The sequence below is a fragment of the Pseudomonas sp. MWU16-30323 genome (assembly GCF_020515595.1).
GTDB lineage: Bacteria > Pseudomonadota > Gammaproteobacteria > Pseudomonadales > Pseudomonadaceae > Aquipseudomonas > Aquipseudomonas yamanorum.
The window spans coordinates 26,702-44,026 of record NZ_JAIWYM010000026.1 but is presented as its reverse complement, the minus strand read 5'-3'; the positions used below and the strand labels follow the sequence as shown (position 1 = coordinate 44,026).

Here is a 17,325-nt window from a genome sequence, read left to right as displayed (position 1 = left end):
TTCAGGCTTGGGCCTTGGCCGGCATCACACCAAAACGGCTACGGTAGTCGCTCGGCGCCAGCCCGGTGATTTTCTTGAAGGTGGCACGGAAGGCGCCTGGGTCCTGGTAACCCACGGTCCAGGCGATGTGATCAATGGTGCCGTTGGTGAACTCGAGCATCTGCCGCGCCTTGCCGACCCGCAGGTGTTGGCAGTACTCGGTGGGTTTCAAGCCGGTGGCGGCGCGAAACCGTCGCAAGAACGTGCGCTCCTCAAGGCCCGCCTCCTGGGCCATGGCGGCCAATGAAACATCCACCGCACCGCTGGCCTGCAGCCAATGCTGCACCTTGAGAATCGCGCCGTCGCCATGGGCGAGGATCGGCGCAAAGTTACTCCCGCATTCACTGGCGCTGTCGCTGTGTTCGATCACCAGGAAACGCGCGGTGCTGGCAGCGATGCTCGGGCCGAGCAAGCGGTCTACCAGGCGCAGGCCCAGTTCGGACCAGGCCATAAGGCCGGCCGTGGTGATCAGGTCGCCGTCGTCGACGATGGGTTTGTCGGCTTCCAGGCGGATGGACGGGTAACGGGCGGCGAAGGATTTGGCCGACGTCCAGTGCGTGGTGGCGCTGCGCCCGTCCAACAGGCCGCTTTCCGCCATCAGGATCGAGCCCACGCACACCCCACCCAGAATGGTCCCGGTGCGGTGTTGCTGGCGCAGCCAATCCAACAGTTCGGCGGACGCCTGGCCTTCGGAAAAGCCGGCGATGGAAGGTGGAATCAGCAAGGCCGTCAGCGCCTGCCCTGCGCCGGGTTGGCTGTCGAACACACGGGTCGGCGCATGGCCTGTTTCGGCCTGCCAATGACTGATGCGCAGGGACGGCAGTTGCTCGGACTGATGCTCAGCCGCAATCCGGTTGGCGACCGCGAACAGGTCGGTCAAGCCATGCACGGCGGCCATTTGCGCACCGCTGTAGATCAGCACGCCGAGCTCGACGATTGCCATTGTCAGTTTTCCCTCTGTTATTGTCGGTGCGGCCAATCCCCTGGCGCCGCGCCAGCCAGGATACTGGACGCATCAACCCTCACAAGGAAACCCACATGGCCAAGCAAGCACTCATCCTAATCGATATCCAGAACGACTACTTCCCCCAGGGCAAGTGGCCGCTTGACGGAGTGGACGCCGCGGCAGACAAGGCACAGCAAGTGCTCCAGGCGTTTCGCCAGGCGGGCGATGCGGTGATTCATGTACGCCACGAATTCACCTCCGACGATGCACCTTTCTTCACCCCGGGTTCGGAAGGTGCGCATCTGCACCCCAAGGTGCTGAACCAGGCCGATGAGCCGGTGGTGCTCAAGCATTTCGTCAATGCGTTCCGCGAAACCAACCTGCGGGCACTGCTGGAACAACGCAGCATCACCGAGTTGGTGGTGGTGGGGAGCATGAGCCATATGTGCATCGACGGCGTGGTGCGCGCGGCGGCGGATATGGGCTACGCCGTGACGGTGATCCACGATGCCTGCGCGACGCGGGATCTGGAATTCAATGGCACCACCGTGCCGGCAGCCCAGGTGCATGCGGCGTTTATGTCGTCGTTGGGGTTTGCTTACGCGAGCGTGGTATCGGCGGAACAGTTCTTGTCCGCCGATTGATCTCCCCCGCTCTTACCGGGTAGCAATGATGAACAGGCGCGGGAATGGCAGCAACACCGTGCCATCGGCCAGCGCTGGATACGCCTTGGTGATCCGCGCCAGGTATTCGTCGAGGAAGGCGCTCTTTTCTGACTCGGTCAGAGGCGCCATGAACGGGCGCAATGCCGAGCCCTTGAACCACTCCACCACCGCAGCAGAACCTGCCAGCGGATGGTGGTAGGTGGTGCGCCAAATATCCACCGTGGAGCAGTGTTGGCTCAGCAACTCAAAGTAGTAGCTCGCGGTATGGCGTTCATTGTGTTTGACGCTGCCGATCTTTGCGGCCCACGGGCCGTCCGCTGCGACTTCCCGCGCCAGCTTGTGGGCCGGCTCGTCAAGATTGTCGGGCGTCTGCACCGCCAGGGTGCCGCCGGGGGTCAGTTGATTGACTAAATGCGGATACAGCGTGGCGTGATCAGGCAGCCATTGCAGCGATGCATTGGCGAGGATGACGTCGAATTTCTGCACAGGGTTCCAGGCGCCGATATCAGCCAATTCGAAGTTCAACGCGGGCAGGCGCTTGCGGGCATCGACCAGCATGTCATCGGAACTGTCCATGCCGGTGACCAATGCCTGCGGAAAGCGATCAGCCAGGACTTCAGTCGAATTGCCCGGGCCGCAACCCAGGTCGACAGCGGTACGCACGTCACCCTCAGGGATGGCTGCTACCAGATCCCGGACGGGACGGGTGCGCTGTTGTTCGAACATCGAGTATTGCTTGGCTGACCAGGTCATTGCGGCATTCCTTCTTCTGTGAGGAGTGACGACAGCCTAAATCTTGTGATCCATGAGAACAAATGCCACGATTGATCACCTCCCATACCTGAAAAGTATTCCTATGCTGGAACTCAGGCAACTTAGGGCCTTCGTCGCGATTGCCGAAGAAGGCTATATCACCCGCGCGGCAGAACGACTGGGCATGCAGCAACCGCCACTGACCCGCCTGTTGCAAAGTCTTGAAGCCGAGTTGGGTGTGGTGCTGATGGAGCGCCTGCCCCGGGGCGTGCGCCCGACCACTGCGGGCTTGGCCTTGCTTGAAGAGGCGCGGCATATCTTGGCCAGCGTCGATGGTGTGGCCGACATTGTGCGCCGCGCCGCCCGTGGTGAACGCGGGCGCTTGGCGATTGGCTTCACCAGCTCTGCCGCCTTGCATCCATTTGTGCCCAGCGTGTTGCGCCTGTTTCGGGAAACCTTTGTCGGTGTTTCTGTTGTTTTGGAAGAAGCTGGCACGGGTGAACTGCTGGACGCCTTACTCCATGAAAAACTCGACGCGGCCTTTATCCGTTCGCCGCTGAGCGGGACGCAGGTGTTACAGGATGAGCCGATTCTGGTGGAGCCGATGTTGCTGGCGCTGCCCACTGATCACCCGCTGGCTATCGATCCGTCAACGCCGCTGCCGTTGGCGGCATTGGCCACCGAGGCCTTTGTGCTGTACCGGCGCCGGGTGGGACTTGGGTTGTATGACGCGATTCTGGTGGCGTGTCGCGAAGCGGGTTTCAGCCCGCAGGTTGTGCAGGAAGCGCCGCGCATGACGGCGACGCTGAGCCTGGTGGCTGCGGGGCTTGGGGTTTCGATCGTGCCCGCGTCCATGCAGCGGTTGCGGGGTGACGGGATTGTTTATCGGGAGCTTTCGGAGTGTCGGAGCCTGGTAGCGCCGTTGCATTTGGCAACGCGGGTGGGTGATACGTCATCAGTGCTGGAGCGGTTTCGGGAACTGGTGGTGAGCGCCGCCTCTACTGATGTTTAGCCGGTTGCCAGCCACGAAATGAAAAACCCCCGAGGCAAAAGCCATCGGGGGTTTTCAGGTGTTACGCGACAGTTCGGGTCTCAAGCGACCTCAGAACGGGATATCGTCATCAAAGCTGTCGAAGTCGGCTGCCGGCTGAGGAGCGGCCTGCTGTGGCGCTGGACGCGACTCACGCTGTGGCTGCTGGGTCGGCTGCGGACGGGACTGCTGCTGTGGACGCGGTGCCGAGTTGGACATGCCGCCCTGGCCCTGTTGGTCGCCTTGTGGACGGCCACCCAGCAGTTGCATGGTGCCTTGCATGTCGACCACGATTTCGGTGGTGTAACGCTTGATGCCGTCTTTTTCCCACTCGCGGGTCTGCAGTTTGCCTTCGATGTAGACCTGCGAACCTTTGCGCAGGTATTCACCGGCGATCTCTGCAACCTTGCCGAACATCGACACACGGTGCCATTCGGTTTTCTCGACCTTCTGGCCGGTTTGCTTGTCGGTCCACTGCTCGCTGGTCGCCAGACTCAGGTTGGTCACGGCGTTACCGTTCGGCAAGTAGCGAACTTCGGGATCCTGGCCGCATGTACCGACCAATATGACTTTGTTAACCCCACGGGCCATAACGTTCTCCTAGGCTGGGCGCGCTGTCGGCACTGGGTTGACCAGTTGCTCGAGCGTCGCGCGATCCAATAATTCGGTGTCCAATTTGATGTAGATGGCGGCTTCTTCAGTAACAACCACAGCATCCGTAACCCCAACAACGGCCTTAAGGCGCTCGACCAGACCGGCTTCGCGGATCGCTTCGGGCGATAACGGCAAGCGCAGGCTCGTCACATAGGGAGGTTCGCGCATGGTAACAGCAAAGGCTAGCCAGAGGGCAGCCAGACCTGCGCATCCCAGGAACACAACCGACAAACCGCCATGCTGGAACATCCAGCCGCCCATGATCCCGCCCAGTGCAGAACCGAGGAACTGGCTGGTGGAATACACGCCCATCGCCGTGCCTTTGCCGCCGGCCGGTGAAACCTTACTGATCAACGAAGGCAATGAAGCCTCCAGCAGGTTGAACGCGGTGAAGAACACCACCGTGCCGATCACCAGCGCCCGCAGGCTGTCGCCGAACTGCCAGAAGAATAGCTCAGTGAGCATCAGTGTCGCGACGGCGCCCAACAGAACTCGTTTCATTTTGCGTTTCTTCTCGCCGTAGATGATGAACGGGATCATGGCGAAGAACGAAATCAGCAACGCGGTGAGATAGACCCACCAGTGCTGCTCCTTGGGCAACCCGGCTTTTTGCACCAGGGCCAGGGGCAAGGCGACGAAGCTGCACATCAGCATCGCGTGTAATACGAAGATACCCAAATCCAGGCGCAGCAGGTCCGGGTGCTTGAGGGTGGGCAACAGCGCTTGTTTCGCGACGCCCGACTCACGATGCTGCAGCGGCCCGGTGGAATGCGGCACCATAAAGGCAACGATCACGATGCCGAACAACGCCATGCCACCCGTGGCCAGGAACAGGCCGTGCAAGCCGAACGCGCGGGTCAGCAGCGGGCCAACCACCATTGCCACGGCGAACGAAAGACCAATGGTCATGCCGATCATGGCCATGGCCTTGGTGCGGTGTTGTTCGCGGGTCAGGTCGGAAAGCAGCGCCATGACGGCGGCGGAAATCGCGCCCGCGCCTTGCAGGACGCGTCCGGCGATCACGCCCCAGATCGAGTCGGCATTGGCCGCGAGCACACTGCCCAGGGCGAATACGATCAGGCCCAGGTAGATCACCGGCCGGCGGCCGATGCGGTCGGAAATGATCCCGAACGGAATCTGAAACAGCGCCTGGGTCAGGCCATAGGCGCCAATCGCCAGGCCGATCAGGGCCGGGGTCGCTCCTGCGAGATCCATTCCATAGGTCGCCAGCACCGGCAACACCATAAACATGCCAAGCATACGGAATGCGAACACCAGGGCCAGACCGCTCGCTGCGCGGGTCTCGCTGCCACTCATGCGTTCGCTGTGGGGATCGTGCATGGATAAACCTCGTGTGAACCGGCGGCGATTCTACCAGTCCCATCGATTGAGAGGGTATATGCGGCGCTTTGCCGCGCAGCTTTCATGTAAGGCTGCACCCGGCACTTTGACAGTGTATATTCATCCAGTCTTTAGCCGTATACTCCTGCATTATTTACGCCCGCCGTGCGAGGCCATCTTGGACAAGATCCTGATTCGTGGGGCTCGAACCCACAACCTGAAGAACATCGACCTGACCCTGCCACGGGACAAACTGATCGTCATCACCGGCTTGTCCGGGTCCGGCAAGTCGTCCCTGGCGTTTGACACGCTGTACGCCGAAGGCCAGCGCCGCTACGTGGAATCCCTGTCGGCCTATGCCCGCCAGTTCCTGTCGATGATGGAAAAGCCCGACGTCGACACCATTGAAGGCCTGTCGCCCGCGATTTCCATCGAACAGAAATCCACGTCCCATAACCCGCGCTCTACCGTGGGTACCATCACCGAGATCTACGACTACCTGCGCCTGCTGTATGCCCGCGTGGGTATTCCCCGTTGCCCGGACCACGACATTCCCCTGGAAGCCCAGACCGTCAGCCAGATGGTCGACCTGGTGCTGGCCCAGCCGGAAGGCGCCAAGCTGATGCTGCTGGCACCGGTGATTCGCGAGCGCAAGGGTGAACATCTTTCCGTCTTCGAAGAACTGCGTGCGCAAGGTTTTGTGCGTGCCCGGATCAACGGCAAGCTCTATGAGCTGGACGAAGCGCCGAAGCTGGATAAGCAGAAGAAGCATTCGATTGACGTAGTGGTCGACCGCTTCAAGGTGCGTGCCGATTTGCAGCAGCGCCTGGCGGAGTCTTTCGAAACCGCATTGAAGCTGGCGGACGGTATTGCCCTGGTAGCGCCCATGGACGACGAGCCAGGGGAAGAAATCATCTTCTCCGCGCGCTTCGCCTGCCCGATCTGTGGCCATGCCATCAGCGAGCTGGAGCCGAAGCTGTTCTCCTTCAACAACCCGGCGGGCGCCTGCCCGACCTGTGATGGCCTGGGGGTTAAGCAATTCTTCGACATCAAGCGCCTGGTCAATGGTGACCTCACGCTGGCGGAGGGCGCGATACGCGGCTGGGACAGGCGTAACGTCTATTACTTCCAGATGCTGGGTTCGCTGGCCTCGCACTATAAGTTCAGCCTCGAAGTGCCCTTCAACGAACTGACGGCCGAACACCAGAAATTCATCCTGCACGGCAGCGGTTCGCAGAACGTCGACTTCAAATATTTGAACGACCGTGGCGATATCGTCAAACGCTCCCACCCGTTCGAAGGCATCGTGCCGAACCTGGAACGACGCTACCGCGAGACCGAATCCGCCAGCGTGCGCGAAGAACTGGCCAAGTTCCTCAGCACCCAGCCGTGCCCGGACTGCCGTGGCACGCGCCTGCGCCGTGAAGCGCGGCATGTGTGGGTCGGTGAGAAAACCCTGCCGGCAGTGACCAACCTGCCGATTGGCGATGCCTGCGAATACTTCGGCACACTGAAACTGACAGGCCGCCGCGGGGAGATTGCCGACAAGATCCTTAAGGAAATTCGTGAGCGGTTGCAGTTCCTGGTTAACGTGGGGTTGGACTACCTGTCGCTGGACCGCAGTGCCGATACGCTTTCCGGTGGTGAGGCACAGCGGATTCGCTTGGCCAGCCAGATTGGCGCCGGCCTGGTGGGTGTGTTGTACATCCTCGATGAGCCATCCATTGGCTTGCATCAACGGGACAACGATCGCTTGCTGGGTACGCTCAAGCACCTTCGGGACATCGGTAATACGGTGATCGTGGTTGAGCACGATGAAGATGCCATTCGTCTTGCGGATTACGTGGTCGACATCGGGCCGGGCGCGGGCGTGCACGGTGGGCATATTGTCGCCGAGGGCACACCAGCAGAAGTGATGGCGCATCCTGACTCGCTGACCGGCAAATACTTGTCGGGCCGCGTGAAGATCGCCGTGCCGGCCAAACGTACGCCGCGCAACAAGAAGATGGCATTGCACCTCAAAGGCGCGCGTGGCAACAACTTGCGCAATGTCGATCTGGAAATCCCGCTGGGACTGCTGACCTGCGTGACCGGTGTATCCGGTTCGGGCAAGTCGACGCTGATCAACAATACGTTGTTTCCGTTGAGCGCCACCGCACTGAACGGCGCGACGACTCTTGAAGCCGCCGCTCACGACAGCATCAAGGGTCTGGAACACCTGGATAAGGTAGTCGATATCGACCAAAGCCCGATTGGCCGCACACCGCGTTCCAACCCGGCGACCTACACCGGGCTATTTACGCCGATTCGCGAGCTGTTCGCCGGTGTGCCGGAATCCCGCTCACGTGGCTACGGGCCTGGCCGGTTCTCGTTCAACGTCAAGGGCGGGCGCTGCGAGGCGTGCCAGGGCGATGGCTTGATCAAGGTTGAGATGCACTTCCTGCCGGACATCTACGTACCGTGCGACGTGTGCAAGAGCAAGCGCTACAACCGCGAAACCCTGGAGATCAAGTACAAGGGCAAGAGCATCCACGAAACCCTCGAGATGACGATCGAGGAAGCCCGGGTGTTCTTTGACGCGGTACCGGCCCTGGCGCGCAAGCTGCAGACGCTGATGGATGTAGGCCTGTCGTACATCAAGCTCGGGCAGTCGGCGACCACGCTGTCGGGTGGTGAAGCGCAGCGGGTCAAGCTGTCTCGCGAGCTGTCCAAGCGTGATACCGGCAAGACCTTGTATATCCTCGATGAGCCGACCACGGGTTTGCACTTCGCGGATATCCAGCAGTTGCTGGATGTACTGCATCGGTTGCGTGACCACGGCAACACCGTGGTGGTGATCGAGCACAACCTGGACGTGATCAAGACCGCCGACTGGCTGGTGGACCTGGGGCCGGAAGGCGGCTCCAAAGGTGGGCAGATCATTGCGGTCGGCACACCGGAGCAAGTGTCGGAGATGAAGCAGTCTCACACCGGCTTCTACCTCAAGCCGCTGTTGGCCCGCGACAAGGACTGATTGTTCAGCCCCACGAAAAAGCCCCTGTCACTTACACAGTGACAGGGGCTTTTTTGTAGCCGGAGGAATCAGAACTGCGATTGCAGGTAGTTCTCCAGGCCAATCAACTTGATCAGGCCCAACTGCTTTTCCAGCCAGTAGGTGTGATCTTCTTCAGTGTCGTTCAACTGCACCCGCAGGATTTCCCGCGTGACGTAGTCGTTGTGCTGCTCGCAGAGCTCGATGCCCTTGCAGAGCGCGGCACGTACCTTGTACTCAAGGCGCAAATCGCTGGCGAGCATCTCAGGTACCGTGGTGCCGGTGTCCAGGTCGTCGGGACGCATACGCGGCGTGCCTTCGAGCATCAGGATCCGGCGCATCAGCGCGTCGGCGTGCTGTGCCTCTTCTTCCATTTCGTGGTTGATGCGCTCGTAGAGCTCGGTAAAGCCCCAGTCTTCGTACATCCGCGAGTGAATGAAATATTGGTCACGAGCTGCCAGTTCGCCCGTCAGCAACGTGTTGAGGTAATCGATTACGTCGGGGTGACCTTGCATCGCCCTACATCTCCCTGCTTGAAAGTCTGTAGTTTGAACCATGATGACCCGGAGGTCACGGGACCAACGGCAGAAAAGTGAAGATTTCCGGTGAAAAGTAGCTTAAATAACGCAAAAACCGCCCAAATGAGGGCGGTTCTGCTTATCGTTTAGAGTTAGTTAAGCGATACACCCAGTGCAGATGCGATCCCTTCTCCATAAGCCGGATCTGCCTTGAAGAAGTACTGCAACTGGCGCTGGACCACGTCGCTGGAAACCCCTGCCATGGCGCCGGCGATGTTGTTGATCAGCAGGGCTTTCTGCTCATCATTCATCAGGCGGAACAGCGCACCGGCGTGGCTGTAGTAGTCGGTGTCCTCGCAGTGATCGTAACGATCCGCCGCACCGCTCAGGGCCAAGGCTGGCTCGGCATACTGAGGAGCCTGCTTCGGTGCATCGGCATAGCTGTTTGGCTCGTAGTTGGGAGCCGCACCGCCATTGGCGCCGAATGCCATCGAGCCGTCACGCTGGTAGCTGTTGACCGGGCTGCGTGGCGCGTTCACCGGCAACTGCTGATGGTTGGTGCCTACACGGTAGCGGTGCGCATCGGCGTAAGCGAACACACGGCCTTGCAGCATGCGGTCTGGCGACAAGCCAACACCCGGAACCATGTTGCTTGGACCGAAAGCCGCCTGCTCAACTTCAGCGAAGTAGTTCAGCGGGTTGCGGTTCAGCTCCAGTTCGCCCACTTCGATCAGCGGGAACTCTTTCTGCGACCAGGTCTTGGTCACGTCGAACGGGTTCTCGTAGTGCGCGTTTGCCTGGGCTTCCGTCATGATCTGGATGCACACGCGCCATTTCGGAAAGTCACCGCGCTCGATAGCCCCGAACAGATCGCGCTGGGCATAATCAGGGTCGGTACCCGCCAAGCGTGCAGCGTCAGCCGGCGCCAGGTTCTTGATGCCCTGCTTGGTCTTGTAGTGCCACTTCACCCAGTGACGCACGCCTTGGGCGTTGATCAGGCTGTAGGTGTGGCTGCCGAAGCCGTGCATGTGACGGTAGCCGTCCGGGATGCCGCGGTCCGAAAACAGGATGGTGACCTGATGCAGCGCCTCAGGAGAGTGCGACCAAAAGTCCCACATCATCTGCGCACTTTTCAGGTTGCTTTGCGGCAGGCGCTTTTGGGTGTGGATAAAGTCTGGGAATTTCAGTGGATCACGGATGAAGAACACCGGGGTGTTGTTGCCAACGATGTCCCAGTTGCCTTCTTCGGTATAGAACTTCAAGGCGAAACCACGTGGGTCGCGCTCAGTGTCAGCCGAACCGCGCTCGCCACCGACCGTGGAGAAGCGCAGGAAGGTCGGAGTTTGCTTACCCACGGACTCGAACAGCTTGGCGCTGGTGTACTGAGTGATGTCCTGGGTGACGGTGAAGGTACCGTAGGCACCCGAGCCTTTGGCGTGTACGCGACGCTCAGGGATGTTTTCACGGTTGAAGTGGGCGAGCTTCTCGATCAGGTGAAAATCGTCGAGCAGCAATGGCCCGCGTGGGCCGGCCGAACGGGAATTCTGGTTATCGGCAACGGGGGCGCCGCTGGCGGTAGTAAGGGTTTTATTCTGGCTCATGCTCAATCTTCCTCAGGTCAGTCTTGGAACTGCCGGCTAATCGGCTTGGGGGGAGTATCGACCAGGAAGATGACACCATCAAATTCATTAAATCATGAGCATCAATAGAAATTAACTAACGAGCTATCCGTACGGATAGCAAAAAACAGTTTCATAAGCCAAATACGTATTCGCTCGAGGTAATTCCAGTTTTCTACCGCGCACAAAAAACCGGGCACTAGGCCCGGTTCTTCGTTACAGGCTGACGTCTTACTCAGCGGATACAGCTTCACCGCCAACTGGACGATCGATCAGCTCAACGTACGCCATAGGCGCGTTGTCACCAGCGCGGAAACCGCACTTGAGGATGCGCAGGTAGCCACCCTCACGGGTAGCGTAACGCTTGCCCAGGTCGTTGAAGAGCTTACCAACGATAGCTTTCGAACGAGTACGGTCGAAAGCCAGACGGCGGTTAGCCAGGCTGTCTGTCTTGGCCAAAGTAATCAGCGGCTCAGCAACGCGACGCAGTTCTTTAGCTTTCGGCAGTGTAGTTTTGATCAGCTCGTGCTCGAACAGCGACACCGCCATGTTCTGGAACATAGCCTTACGGTGCGAGCTGGTACGGCTCAGGTGACGACCACTTTTACGATGACGCATGGTTCATTCCTTACCAAACTCACGTTCGGTGATTACGACGATCAGGCAGTCGCCTTGTCGTCCTTCTTAAGACTTGCAGGCGGCCAGTTGTCGAGGCGCATGCCGAGGGACAGACCGCGGGAGGCCAGAACGTCCTTGATTTCAGTCAAGGATTTCTTGCCCAGGTTCGGAGTCTTCAACAGTTCTACTTCGGTGCGCTGAATCAGATCGCCGATGTAGTAAATGTTTTCCGCCTTAAGGCAGTTAGCCGAACGTACAGTCAGTTCCAGATCGTCAACCGGGCGAAGCAGGATCGGATCGATCTCGTCTTCCTGCTCGATTACCACTGGTTCGCTGTCACCTTTGAGGTCGACGAACGCAGCCAACTGCTGTTGCAGAATGGTTGCAGCGCGGCGGATAGCCTCTTCAGGATCCAGAGTACCGTTGGTTTCCAGATCAATAACCAGCTTGTCCAGGTTAGTACGCTGTTCGACACGGGCGTTTTCCACCACGTATGCGATACGGCGAACCGGGCTGAACGAAGAGTCGAGCTGCAAGCGACCAATGCTGCGGCTTTCGTCTTCATCGCTCTGACGCGAGTCGGCCGGTTCATAACCACGACCACGAGCTACGGTGAGCTTCATGTTCAGGGCGCCGTTAGACGCCAGGTTAGCGATTACGTGATCGGGATTAACGATCTCGACATCATGATCCAGCTGAATATCGGCAGCGGTAACCACCCCCGAACCCTTCTTCGACAAGGTCAGCGTAACTTCGTCACGGCCGTGCAGCTTGATAGCCAGACCTTTAAGGTTCAACAGGATTTCAATTACGTCTTCCTGTACACCTTCGATGGCGCTGTACTCGTGGAGCACACCGTCAATCTCGGCCTCGACTACTGCACAGCCGGGCATTGAGGACAACAGGATGCGGCGCAGCGCGTTGCCCAGGGTGTGGCCAAAACCACGCTCGAGAGGCTCGAGAGTGATCTTGGCGCGGGTTGGACTGACAACCTGCACATCAATGTGACGGGGTGTCAGGAACTCATTTACCGAAATCTGCATGGATGCACCTATTTTCTAGCCCTTACTTGGAGTAGAGCTCGACAATCAGGCTTTCGTTGATGTCGGCGGACAGATCACTGCGAGCAGGAACGTTCTTGAAAACGCCCGACTTCTTCTCAGTGTCTACTTCTACCCATTCTACGCGGCCACGTTGGGCACACAGATCGAGAGCTTGGACAATGCGAAGTTGATTTTTTGCTTTCTCGCGAATCGCGACCACGTCACCAGCACGAACCTGGTACGACGGGACGTTAACGGTTTGGCCGTTTACGCTGACGGATTTGTGCGATACCAGCTGACGGGATTCGGCACGAGTCGAACCAAAGCCCATACGGTATACAACGTTGTCCAGACGGCATTCGAGCAGTTGCAGCAGGTTTTCACCGGTTGCACCTTTCTTGCCAGCAGCTTCTTTGTAGTAGCCGCTGAACTGACGCTCGAGAACGCCGTAGATACGACGGACCTTCTGCTTTTCACGCAGTTGGGTGCCGTAATCGGACTGGCGACCGCGGCGTTGGCCGTGGATACCAGGTGCTGCTTCAATGTTGCACTTCGATTCGATCGCGCGCACGCCGCTCTTCAGAAAGAGATCGGTGCCTTCACGACGAGCGAGTTTGCATTTTGGACCAATGTAACGAGCCATTCTTTACAATCTCCTGGATTACACGCGGCGCTTCTTCGGCGGACGGCACCCGTTGTGCGGGATTGGCGTCACGTCGGTGATGCTGGCGATCTTATAGCCACAGCCGTTCAATGCACGGACAGCAGACTCACGACCTGGACCTGGACCTTTGACGTTAACGTCGAGGTTTTTCAGGCCATATTCCAGCGCAGCTTGACCAGCACGTTCAGCAGCTACTTGAGCAGCAAACGGGGTGGACTTGCGGGAACCGCGGAAACCCGAACCACCGGAGGTAGCCCAAGAAAGCGCGTTACCTTGACGGTCGGTGATGGTCACGATTGTGTTGTTAAAAGATGCATGGATGTGGGCGATGCCATCAACCACTGTCTTTTTAACTTTTTTACGAGGACGAGCAGCAGGTTTTGCCATGATTAATTTCCTGTCGATTCGCGTGGGCGATTACTTGCGGATCGGCTTACGCGGACCTTTACGGGTACGCGCGTTAGTCTTGGTACGCTGACCGCGTACTGGAAGACCACGACGATGACGCAGACCACGGTAGCAACCGAGGTCCATCAAACGCTTGATTTTCATGTTGATTTCGCGACGCAGGTCACCTTCAGTGGTGAACTTCGCCACTTCGCCACGCAACAGCTCAATCTGCTCGTCGCTCAGATCTTTGATCTTTGCGGCTGGGTTTACCCCAGTGTCTGCGCAAATTTTCTGCGCAGTAGTGCGACCAACACCATAGATGTAGGTCAGCGAGATAACAGTGTGCTTGTTATCTGGAATGTTAACGCCTGCAATACGGGCCATTCAGTGGGACTCCAATTGACAGCTACCTACGCCCCGGAAGCCAAGAAATAGGGCGCGAGATAATATCGCTGTAATAACAAATAATCAACCCGGCAGCGCACTAGCTGCCGGGCTTCAAGCGGATCACACTCAGCCTTGGCGCTGTTTGTGACGCGGTTCCGCGCTGCAAATTACTCGAACAACACCTTCGCGGCGAATAATCTTGCAGTTACGGCACAGCTTTTTCACCGATGCACGAACTTTCATCACCAACTCCTCGAACCTTATGGGTACTCAGCGCAACATGCCGCTGCCGTAACCCTTCAGGTTGGCTTTCTTCATCAGGGATTCGTACTGGTGCGAAACGAGGTGCGATTGTACTTGGGACATGAAGTCCATCACAACCACGACGACGATCAGCAACGAGGTCCCGCCAAGGTAGAACGGAACGTTTGCTGCAACCACCAGGAACTGGGGCAACAAGCACACGGCCGTCATATATAGAGCACCGAACATGGTCAAGCGAGTCAGAACGCCATCAATGTAGCGCGCAGACTGCTCACCTGGACGAATGCCCGGAATAAAGGCACCGGACTTCTTCAGGTTTTCCGCTACGTCTTTCGGATTGAACATCAACGCCGTATAGAAGAAGCAGAAGAAAATAATCCCTGCACTAAACAGCAGAATATTCAACGGCTGACCAGGAGCGATCGACTGCGAGATGTCCTGCAACCAGCCCATACCTTCAGACTGACCGAACCAGGCACCCAACGAAGCCGGAAACAGCAAAATGCTGCTCGCGAAAATGGCAGGAATAACCCCGGCCATGTTCACTTTCAGCGGCAAGTGGCTGGTCTGCGCGGCAAAGACCTTACGGCCCTGCTGACGCTTGGCGTAGTGAACAGCAATACGACGCTGGCCACGCTCAATGAACACCACAAAACCGATAATCGCTACTGCCAACAAACCGATGGCAACCAAGGCGAAGATATTGATATCACCCTGACGCGCAGACTCGAAAGACTGCCCAATCGCTCTCGGAAGACCGGCAACGATACCTGCGAAAATCAACATCGAGATACCGTTACCAACACCACGCTCAGTAATCTGCTCACCCAGCCACATCATGAACATCGCACCAGCCACAAAAGTGGATACCGCGACGAAATGGAAGCCAAAGTCACCAGTGAACGCAACACCCTGCCCCGCCAGACCAACGGACATGCCGATAGCCTGGACCAGGGCGAGGATGACAGTGCCGTAGCGGGTGTACTGGCTTATCTTGCGACGACCAGCTTCACCTTCCTTCTTCAACTGCTCCAGCTGCGGGCTAACGGCGGTCATCAGTTGCATGATGATCGATGCCGAGATGTACGGCATGATCCCCAGTGCAAAGATGCTCATCCGTTCCAGCGCGCCGCCGGAAAACATGTTGAACAAGCTAAGAATGGTCCCCTCATTCTGTCGAAACAGGTCTGCGAGTCGGTCCGGGTTGATACCTGGAACCGGGATGTGTGCGCCTATTCGGTAGACGATAATCGCCAGGAACAGAAAACGCAGACGAGCCCAAAGTTCAGACATACCGCCTTTGCCGAGCGCTGAGAGAGCACCTTGCTTAGCCATTTATTCCTCGAACTTGCCGCCAGCTGCTTCGATAGCCGAACGCGCACCTTTGGTGGCGCCGATTCCCTTGCCGATAGTGACAGCGCGAGTCACTTCACCGGACAGCATGATTTTCACACGCTGTACGTTGACGTTGATCACGTTGGCATCTTTCAGGGTCTGCACGGTAACGATGTCGCCTTCCACTTTGGCCAGCTCGGACAGACGCACTTCTGCGCGGTCCATGGCTTTCAGGGAAACGAAACCGAACTTCGGCAGGCGACGATGCAGCGGCTGTTGACCGCCTTCAAAGCCTGGAGCGATGGTGCCACCGGAGCGGGAGGACTGACCTTTGTGGCCACGGCCACCGGTCTTGCCCAAACCACTACCGATACCACGGCCCGGACGATGCTTTTCGCGACGGGAACCCGGCGCTGGACTCAGATCATTGAGTTTCATCGAATTAACCCTCGACACGCAGCATGTAGTAAGCCTTGTTGATCATCCCGCGATTCTCGGGAGTATCAAGTACTTCTACAGTGTGACCGATGCGACGCAGACCCAAACCCTTAACGCACAATTTGTGGTTAGGGATGCGGCCGGTCATGCTTTTGATCAGCGTTACTTTAACGGTAGCCATGATCAGAAGATCTCCTTGACGCTTTTGCCACGCTTGGCGGCAATGGATTCAGGAGACTGCATAGCCTTCAAACCTTTAAAAGTGGCGTGAACCACGTTTACCGGGTTAGTCGAGCCGTAGCACTTGGCCAGAACGTTCTGAACGCCAGCAACTTCGAGGACAGCACGCATAGCGCCGCCAGCGATGATACCGGTACCTTCAGAAGCAGGCTGCATGTACACCTTCGAAGCGCCGTGAGCGGACTTCATTGCGTACTGCAGAGTGGTGCCGTTCAGATCAACTTGGATCATGTTGCGACGAGCAGCTTCCATTGCCTTCTGGATCGCAGCAGGCACTTCACGTGACTTGCCACGGCCGAAGCCAACGCGCCCTTTACCATCACCTACCACGGTCAACGCGGTGAAAGTGAAGATACGGCCGCCTTTAACGGTTTTGGCTACGCGGTTAACTTGAACCAGCTTCTCAATGTAGCCTTCGTCGCGCTTTTGGTCGTTATTTGACATAACTTAGAACTCCAGCCCAGCTTCACGAGCAGCATCAGCCAGCGCTTTCACGCGGCCGTGGTACTTGAAGCCAGAGCGGTCGAAAGCCACTTGCGAGACGCCAGCGGCCTTAGCACGCGTAGCGACCAGCTGGCCAACCTTAGTGGCCGCGTCGATGTTGCCAGTGGCACCATCACGCAGTTCTTTATCCAAAGTCGAGGCGCTTGCCAGGACTTTGTTGCCGTCGGCCGAGATGACCTGGGCGTAGATGTGCTGCGACGAGCGGAACACGCAGAGACGCACGACTTCGAGTTCGTGCATTTTCAGGCGTGCTTTGCGAGCGCGACGCAGTCGAGTAACTTTTTTGTCGGTCATTTGCTATGCCCTACTTCTTCTTGGCTTCTTTACGACGGACGACTTCGTCCGCGTAGCGCACACCTTTGCCTTTGTACGGCTCTGGTGGACGGAAGTCGCGGATCTCAGCGGCCACCTGACCTACCAGCTGCTTATCAATACCCTTGATCAGGATATCGGTTTGGCTTGGGGTCTCAGCGGTGATGCCTTCCGGCAGTTCGTAATCCACTGGGTGCGAGAAGCCAAGGGCCAGGTTCAGAACCGTGCCTTTTGCTTGCGCTTTGTAACCAACACCGACCAGCTGGAGCTTACGCTCGAAGCCTTGGCTTACGCCTTGGACCATGTTGTTTACCAACGCACGAGTGGTACCGGCCATTGCGCGAGTTTGTTGATCGCCATTGCGAGCAGCGAAACGCAGCTCACCAGCTTCTTCAACGATCTCAACGGACGAATGGATGTTCAGTTCCAGAGTGCCCTTGGCACCCTTCACCGAAAGCTGTTGGCCTGCGAATTTTACTTCGACACCGGCTGGCAGCTTAACGGGGTTCTTAGCGACGCGTGACATGCTTATCC

21 protein-coding genes are annotated in these 17,325 nt (G+C 58.1%); 3 read left to right on the top strand and 18 right to left on the bottom strand.

All coding sequences use genetic code 11. The features are described 5' to 3' along the window. Window position 1: 1 nt before the first annotated feature. A complete protein-coding gene (locus tag LIY45_RS23905; protein WP_226477793.1) occupies window positions 2-982 on the bottom strand; it encodes a helix-turn-helix domain-containing protein in 981 nt (326 codons plus the stop codon). A gap of 95 nt (window positions 983-1,077) precedes the next feature. Between LIY45_RS23905 and LIY45_RS23900 the strand changes: the two genes are divergently transcribed. After that, complete coding sequence (locus tag LIY45_RS23900) at window positions 1,078-1,629, top strand: cysteine hydrolase family protein (protein WP_226477792.1); 552 nt, start codon at window positions 1,078-1,080, stop codon at window positions 1,627-1,629. Window positions 1,630-1,641: 12 nt separating this feature from the next. Here LIY45_RS23900 and tam read toward each other — a convergent pair whose 3' ends face one another. Then, complete coding sequence (gene tam / locus LIY45_RS23895; protein WP_226477791.1) at window positions 1,642-2,403, bottom strand: trans-aconitate 2-methyltransferase; 762 nt, start codon at window positions 2,401-2,403, stop codon at window positions 1,642-1,644. Between the two features lie 103 nt (window positions 2,404-2,506). Here tam and LIY45_RS23890 point away from each other — a divergent pair, with 103 nt between their 5' ends. Then, window positions 2,507-3,415, top strand: a complete 909-nt coding sequence (locus LIY45_RS23890; RefSeq protein WP_226477790.1) for a LysR family transcriptional regulator — start codon at window positions 2,507-2,509, stop codon at window positions 3,413-3,415. A 90-nt stretch (window positions 3,416-3,505) separates the two neighbouring features. Here the strand turns inward: LIY45_RS23890 and LIY45_RS23885 are convergent, their stop codons facing one another. Both LIY45_RS23885 and LIY45_RS23880 read right to left on the bottom strand, forming a co-directional pair. Next, complete coding sequence (locus LIY45_RS23885) at window positions 3,506-4,024, bottom strand: single-stranded DNA-binding protein (protein ID WP_003210042.1); 519 nt, start codon at window positions 4,022-4,024, stop codon at window positions 3,506-3,508. 9 nt (window positions 4,025-4,033) lie between these two features. Continuing rightward, on the bottom strand, window positions 4,034-5,428 hold the full coding sequence (locus LIY45_RS23880) for an MFS transporter (protein WP_017476314.1): 1,395 nt from the start codon (window positions 5,426-5,428) through the stop codon (window positions 4,034-4,036). A gap of 178 nt (window positions 5,429-5,606) precedes the next feature. Between LIY45_RS23880 and uvrA the strand changes: the two genes are divergently transcribed. After that, window positions 5,607-8,441: an excinuclease ABC subunit UvrA gene (gene uvrA, locus LIY45_RS23875; protein ID WP_010174605.1), complete on the top strand. Its 2,835-nt coding sequence runs from the start codon at window positions 5,607-5,609 to the stop codon at window positions 8,439-8,441. Between the two features lie 68 nt (window positions 8,442-8,509). On the opposite strand, the gene bfr is transcribed toward uvrA, so the two are convergent. From bfr to rplF, 14 genes are all read right to left on the bottom strand, one after another. Beyond that, window positions 8,510-8,974 carry a bacterioferritin gene (gene bfr / locus LIY45_RS23870; protein ID WP_003210048.1) on the bottom strand — a complete coding sequence of 155 codons (465 nt, stop codon included), beginning with the start codon at window positions 8,972-8,974 and terminating at the stop codon, window positions 8,510-8,512. A gap of 155 nt (window positions 8,975-9,129) precedes the next feature. Then, window positions 9,130-10,578, bottom strand: coding sequence for a catalase (locus LIY45_RS23865; RefSeq protein WP_226477789.1), 1,449 nt, complete (start codon window positions 10,576-10,578; stop codon window positions 9,130-9,132). A gap of 249 nt (window positions 10,579-10,827) precedes the next feature. Continuing rightward, window positions 10,828-11,214 (bottom strand): 50S ribosomal protein L17, encoded by a 387-nt coding sequence (gene rplQ, locus LIY45_RS23860; protein ID WP_003210053.1) that lies wholly within the window; start codon window positions 11,212-11,214, stop codon window positions 10,828-10,830. A 41-nt stretch (window positions 11,215-11,255) separates the two neighbouring features. Continuing rightward, window positions 11,256-12,257: a DNA-directed RNA polymerase subunit alpha gene (gene rpoA, locus LIY45_RS23855; protein ID WP_003176403.1), complete on the bottom strand. Its 1,002-nt coding sequence runs from the start codon at window positions 12,255-12,257 to the stop codon at window positions 11,256-11,258. 22 nt (window positions 12,258-12,279) lie between these two features. Beyond that, window positions 12,280-12,900 (bottom strand): 30S ribosomal protein S4, encoded by a 621-nt coding sequence (gene rpsD / locus LIY45_RS23850; RefSeq protein WP_003210056.1) that lies wholly within the window; start codon window positions 12,898-12,900, stop codon window positions 12,280-12,282. Between the two features lie 18 nt (window positions 12,901-12,918). Continuing rightward, window positions 12,919-13,308, bottom strand: coding sequence for a 30S ribosomal protein S11 (gene rpsK, locus LIY45_RS23845; protein ID WP_002555466.1), 390 nt, complete (start codon window positions 13,306-13,308; stop codon window positions 12,919-12,921). Window positions 13,309-13,338: 30 nt separating this feature from the next. Then, complete coding sequence (rpsM, locus tag LIY45_RS23840; protein ID WP_003210063.1) at window positions 13,339-13,695, bottom strand: 30S ribosomal protein S13; 357 nt, start codon at window positions 13,693-13,695, stop codon at window positions 13,339-13,341. A gap of 129 nt (window positions 13,696-13,824) precedes the next feature. Continuing rightward, window positions 13,825-13,941: a 50S ribosomal protein L36 gene (gene rpmJ / locus LIY45_RS23835; RefSeq protein WP_002555468.1), complete on the bottom strand. Its 117-nt coding sequence runs from the start codon at window positions 13,939-13,941 to the stop codon at window positions 13,825-13,827. A gap of 27 nt (window positions 13,942-13,968) precedes the next feature. Beyond that, entirely contained in the window at window positions 13,969-15,297 is a 1,329-nt protein-coding gene (gene secY, locus LIY45_RS23830) for a preprotein translocase subunit SecY (protein WP_003210064.1), read from the bottom strand. Then, the gene (rplO, locus tag LIY45_RS23825) at window positions 15,298-15,735 is read right to left on the bottom strand and encodes a 50S ribosomal protein L15 (RefSeq protein ID WP_003210066.1); all 438 of its coding nucleotides are present in this window, start codon (window positions 15,733-15,735) and stop codon (window positions 15,298-15,300) included. It abuts the gene before it with no gap. Between the two features lie 4 nt (window positions 15,736-15,739). Continuing rightward, window positions 15,740-15,916 carry a 50S ribosomal protein L30 gene (gene rpmD / locus LIY45_RS23820; protein WP_003186033.1) on the bottom strand — a complete coding sequence of 59 codons (177 nt, stop codon included), beginning with the start codon at window positions 15,914-15,916 and terminating at the stop codon, window positions 15,740-15,742. Window positions 15,917-15,918: 2 nt separating this feature from the next. Next, window positions 15,919-16,419 (bottom strand): 30S ribosomal protein S5, encoded by a 501-nt coding sequence (gene rpsE, locus LIY45_RS23815; protein WP_003186035.1) that lies wholly within the window; start codon window positions 16,417-16,419, stop codon window positions 15,919-15,921. Window positions 16,420-16,422: 3 nt separating this feature from the next. After that, window positions 16,423-16,773: a 50S ribosomal protein L18 gene (rplR, locus tag LIY45_RS23810; protein ID WP_003186037.1), complete on the bottom strand. Its 351-nt coding sequence runs from the start codon at window positions 16,771-16,773 to the stop codon at window positions 16,423-16,425. A gap of 10 nt (window positions 16,774-16,783) precedes the next feature. Continuing rightward, window positions 16,784-17,317 (bottom strand): 50S ribosomal protein L6, encoded by a 534-nt coding sequence (gene rplF, locus LIY45_RS23805; RefSeq protein WP_003176412.1) that lies wholly within the window; start codon window positions 17,315-17,317, stop codon window positions 16,784-16,786. Window positions 17,318-17,325 lie beyond the last annotated feature (8 nt).

Bases quoted from the DNA above. Each gene is read 5' to 3' on its own strand.
- LIY45_RS23905 (WP_226477793.1), bottom strand. From the start codon at position 982: ATGGCAATCGTCGAGCTCGGCGTGCTGATCTACAGCGGTGCGCAAATG.
- LIY45_RS23900 (WP_226477792.1), top strand. From the start codon at position 1,078: ATGGCCAAGCAAGCACTCATCCTAATCGATATCCAGAACGACTACTTC.
- tam (WP_226477791.1), bottom strand. From the start codon at position 2,403: ATGACCTGGTCAGCCAAGCAATACTCGATGTTCGAACAACAGCGCACC.
- LIY45_RS23890 (WP_226477790.1), top strand. From the start codon at position 2,507: ATGCTGGAACTCAGGCAACTTAGGGCCTTCGTCGCGATTGCCGAAGAA.
- LIY45_RS23885 (WP_003210042.1), bottom strand. From the start codon at position 4,024: ATGGCCCGTGGGGTTAACAAAGTCATATTGGTCGGTACATGCGGCCAG.
- LIY45_RS23880 (WP_017476314.1), bottom strand. From the start codon at position 5,428: ATGCACGATCCCCACAGCGAACGCATGAGTGGCAGCGAGACCCGCGCA.
- bfr (WP_003210048.1), bottom strand. From the start codon at position 8,974: ATGCAAGGTCACCCCGACGTAATCGATTACCTCAACACGTTGCTGACG.
- LIY45_RS23865 (WP_226477789.1), bottom strand. From the start codon at position 10,578: ATGAGCCAGAATAAAACCCTTACTACCGCCAGCGGCGCCCCCGTTGCC.
- rplQ (WP_003210053.1), bottom strand. From the start codon at position 11,214: ATGCGTCATCGTAAAAGTGGTCGTCACCTGAGCCGTACCAGCTCGCAC.
- rpoA (WP_003176403.1), bottom strand. From the start codon at position 12,257: ATGCAGATTTCGGTAAATGAGTTCCTGACACCCCGTCACATTGATGTG.
- rpsD (WP_003210056.1), bottom strand. From the start codon at position 12,900: ATGGCTCGTTACATTGGTCCAAAATGCAAACTCGCTCGTCGTGAAGGC.
- rpsK (WP_002555466.1), bottom strand. From the start codon at position 13,308: ATGGCAAAACCTGCTGCTCGTCCTCGTAAAAAAGTTAAAAAGACAGTG.
- rpsM (WP_003210063.1), bottom strand. From the start codon at position 13,695: ATGGCCCGTATTGCAGGCGTTAACATTCCAGATAACAAGCACACTGTT.
- rpmJ (WP_002555468.1), bottom strand. From the start codon at position 13,941: ATGAAAGTTCGTGCATCGGTGAAAAAGCTGTGCCGTAACTGCAAGATT.
- secY (WP_003210064.1), bottom strand. From the start codon at position 15,297: ATGGCTAAGCAAGGTGCTCTCTCAGCGCTCGGCAAAGGCGGTATGTCT.
- rplO (WP_003210066.1), bottom strand. From the start codon at position 15,735: ATGAAACTCAATGATCTGAGTCCAGCGCCGGGTTCCCGTCGCGAAAAG.
- rpmD (WP_003186033.1), bottom strand. From the start codon at position 15,916: ATGGCTACCGTTAAAGTAACGCTGATCAAAAGCATGACCGGCCGCATC.
- rpsE (WP_003186035.1), bottom strand. From the start codon at position 16,419: ATGTCAAATAACGACCAAAAGCGCGACGAAGGCTACATTGAGAAGCTG.
- rplR (WP_003186037.1), bottom strand. From the start codon at position 16,773: ATGACCGACAAAAAAGTTACTCGACTGCGTCGCGCTCGCAAAGCACGC.
- rplF (WP_003176412.1), bottom strand. From the start codon at position 17,317: ATGTCACGCGTCGCTAAGAACCCCGTTAAGCTGCCAGCCGGTGTCGAA.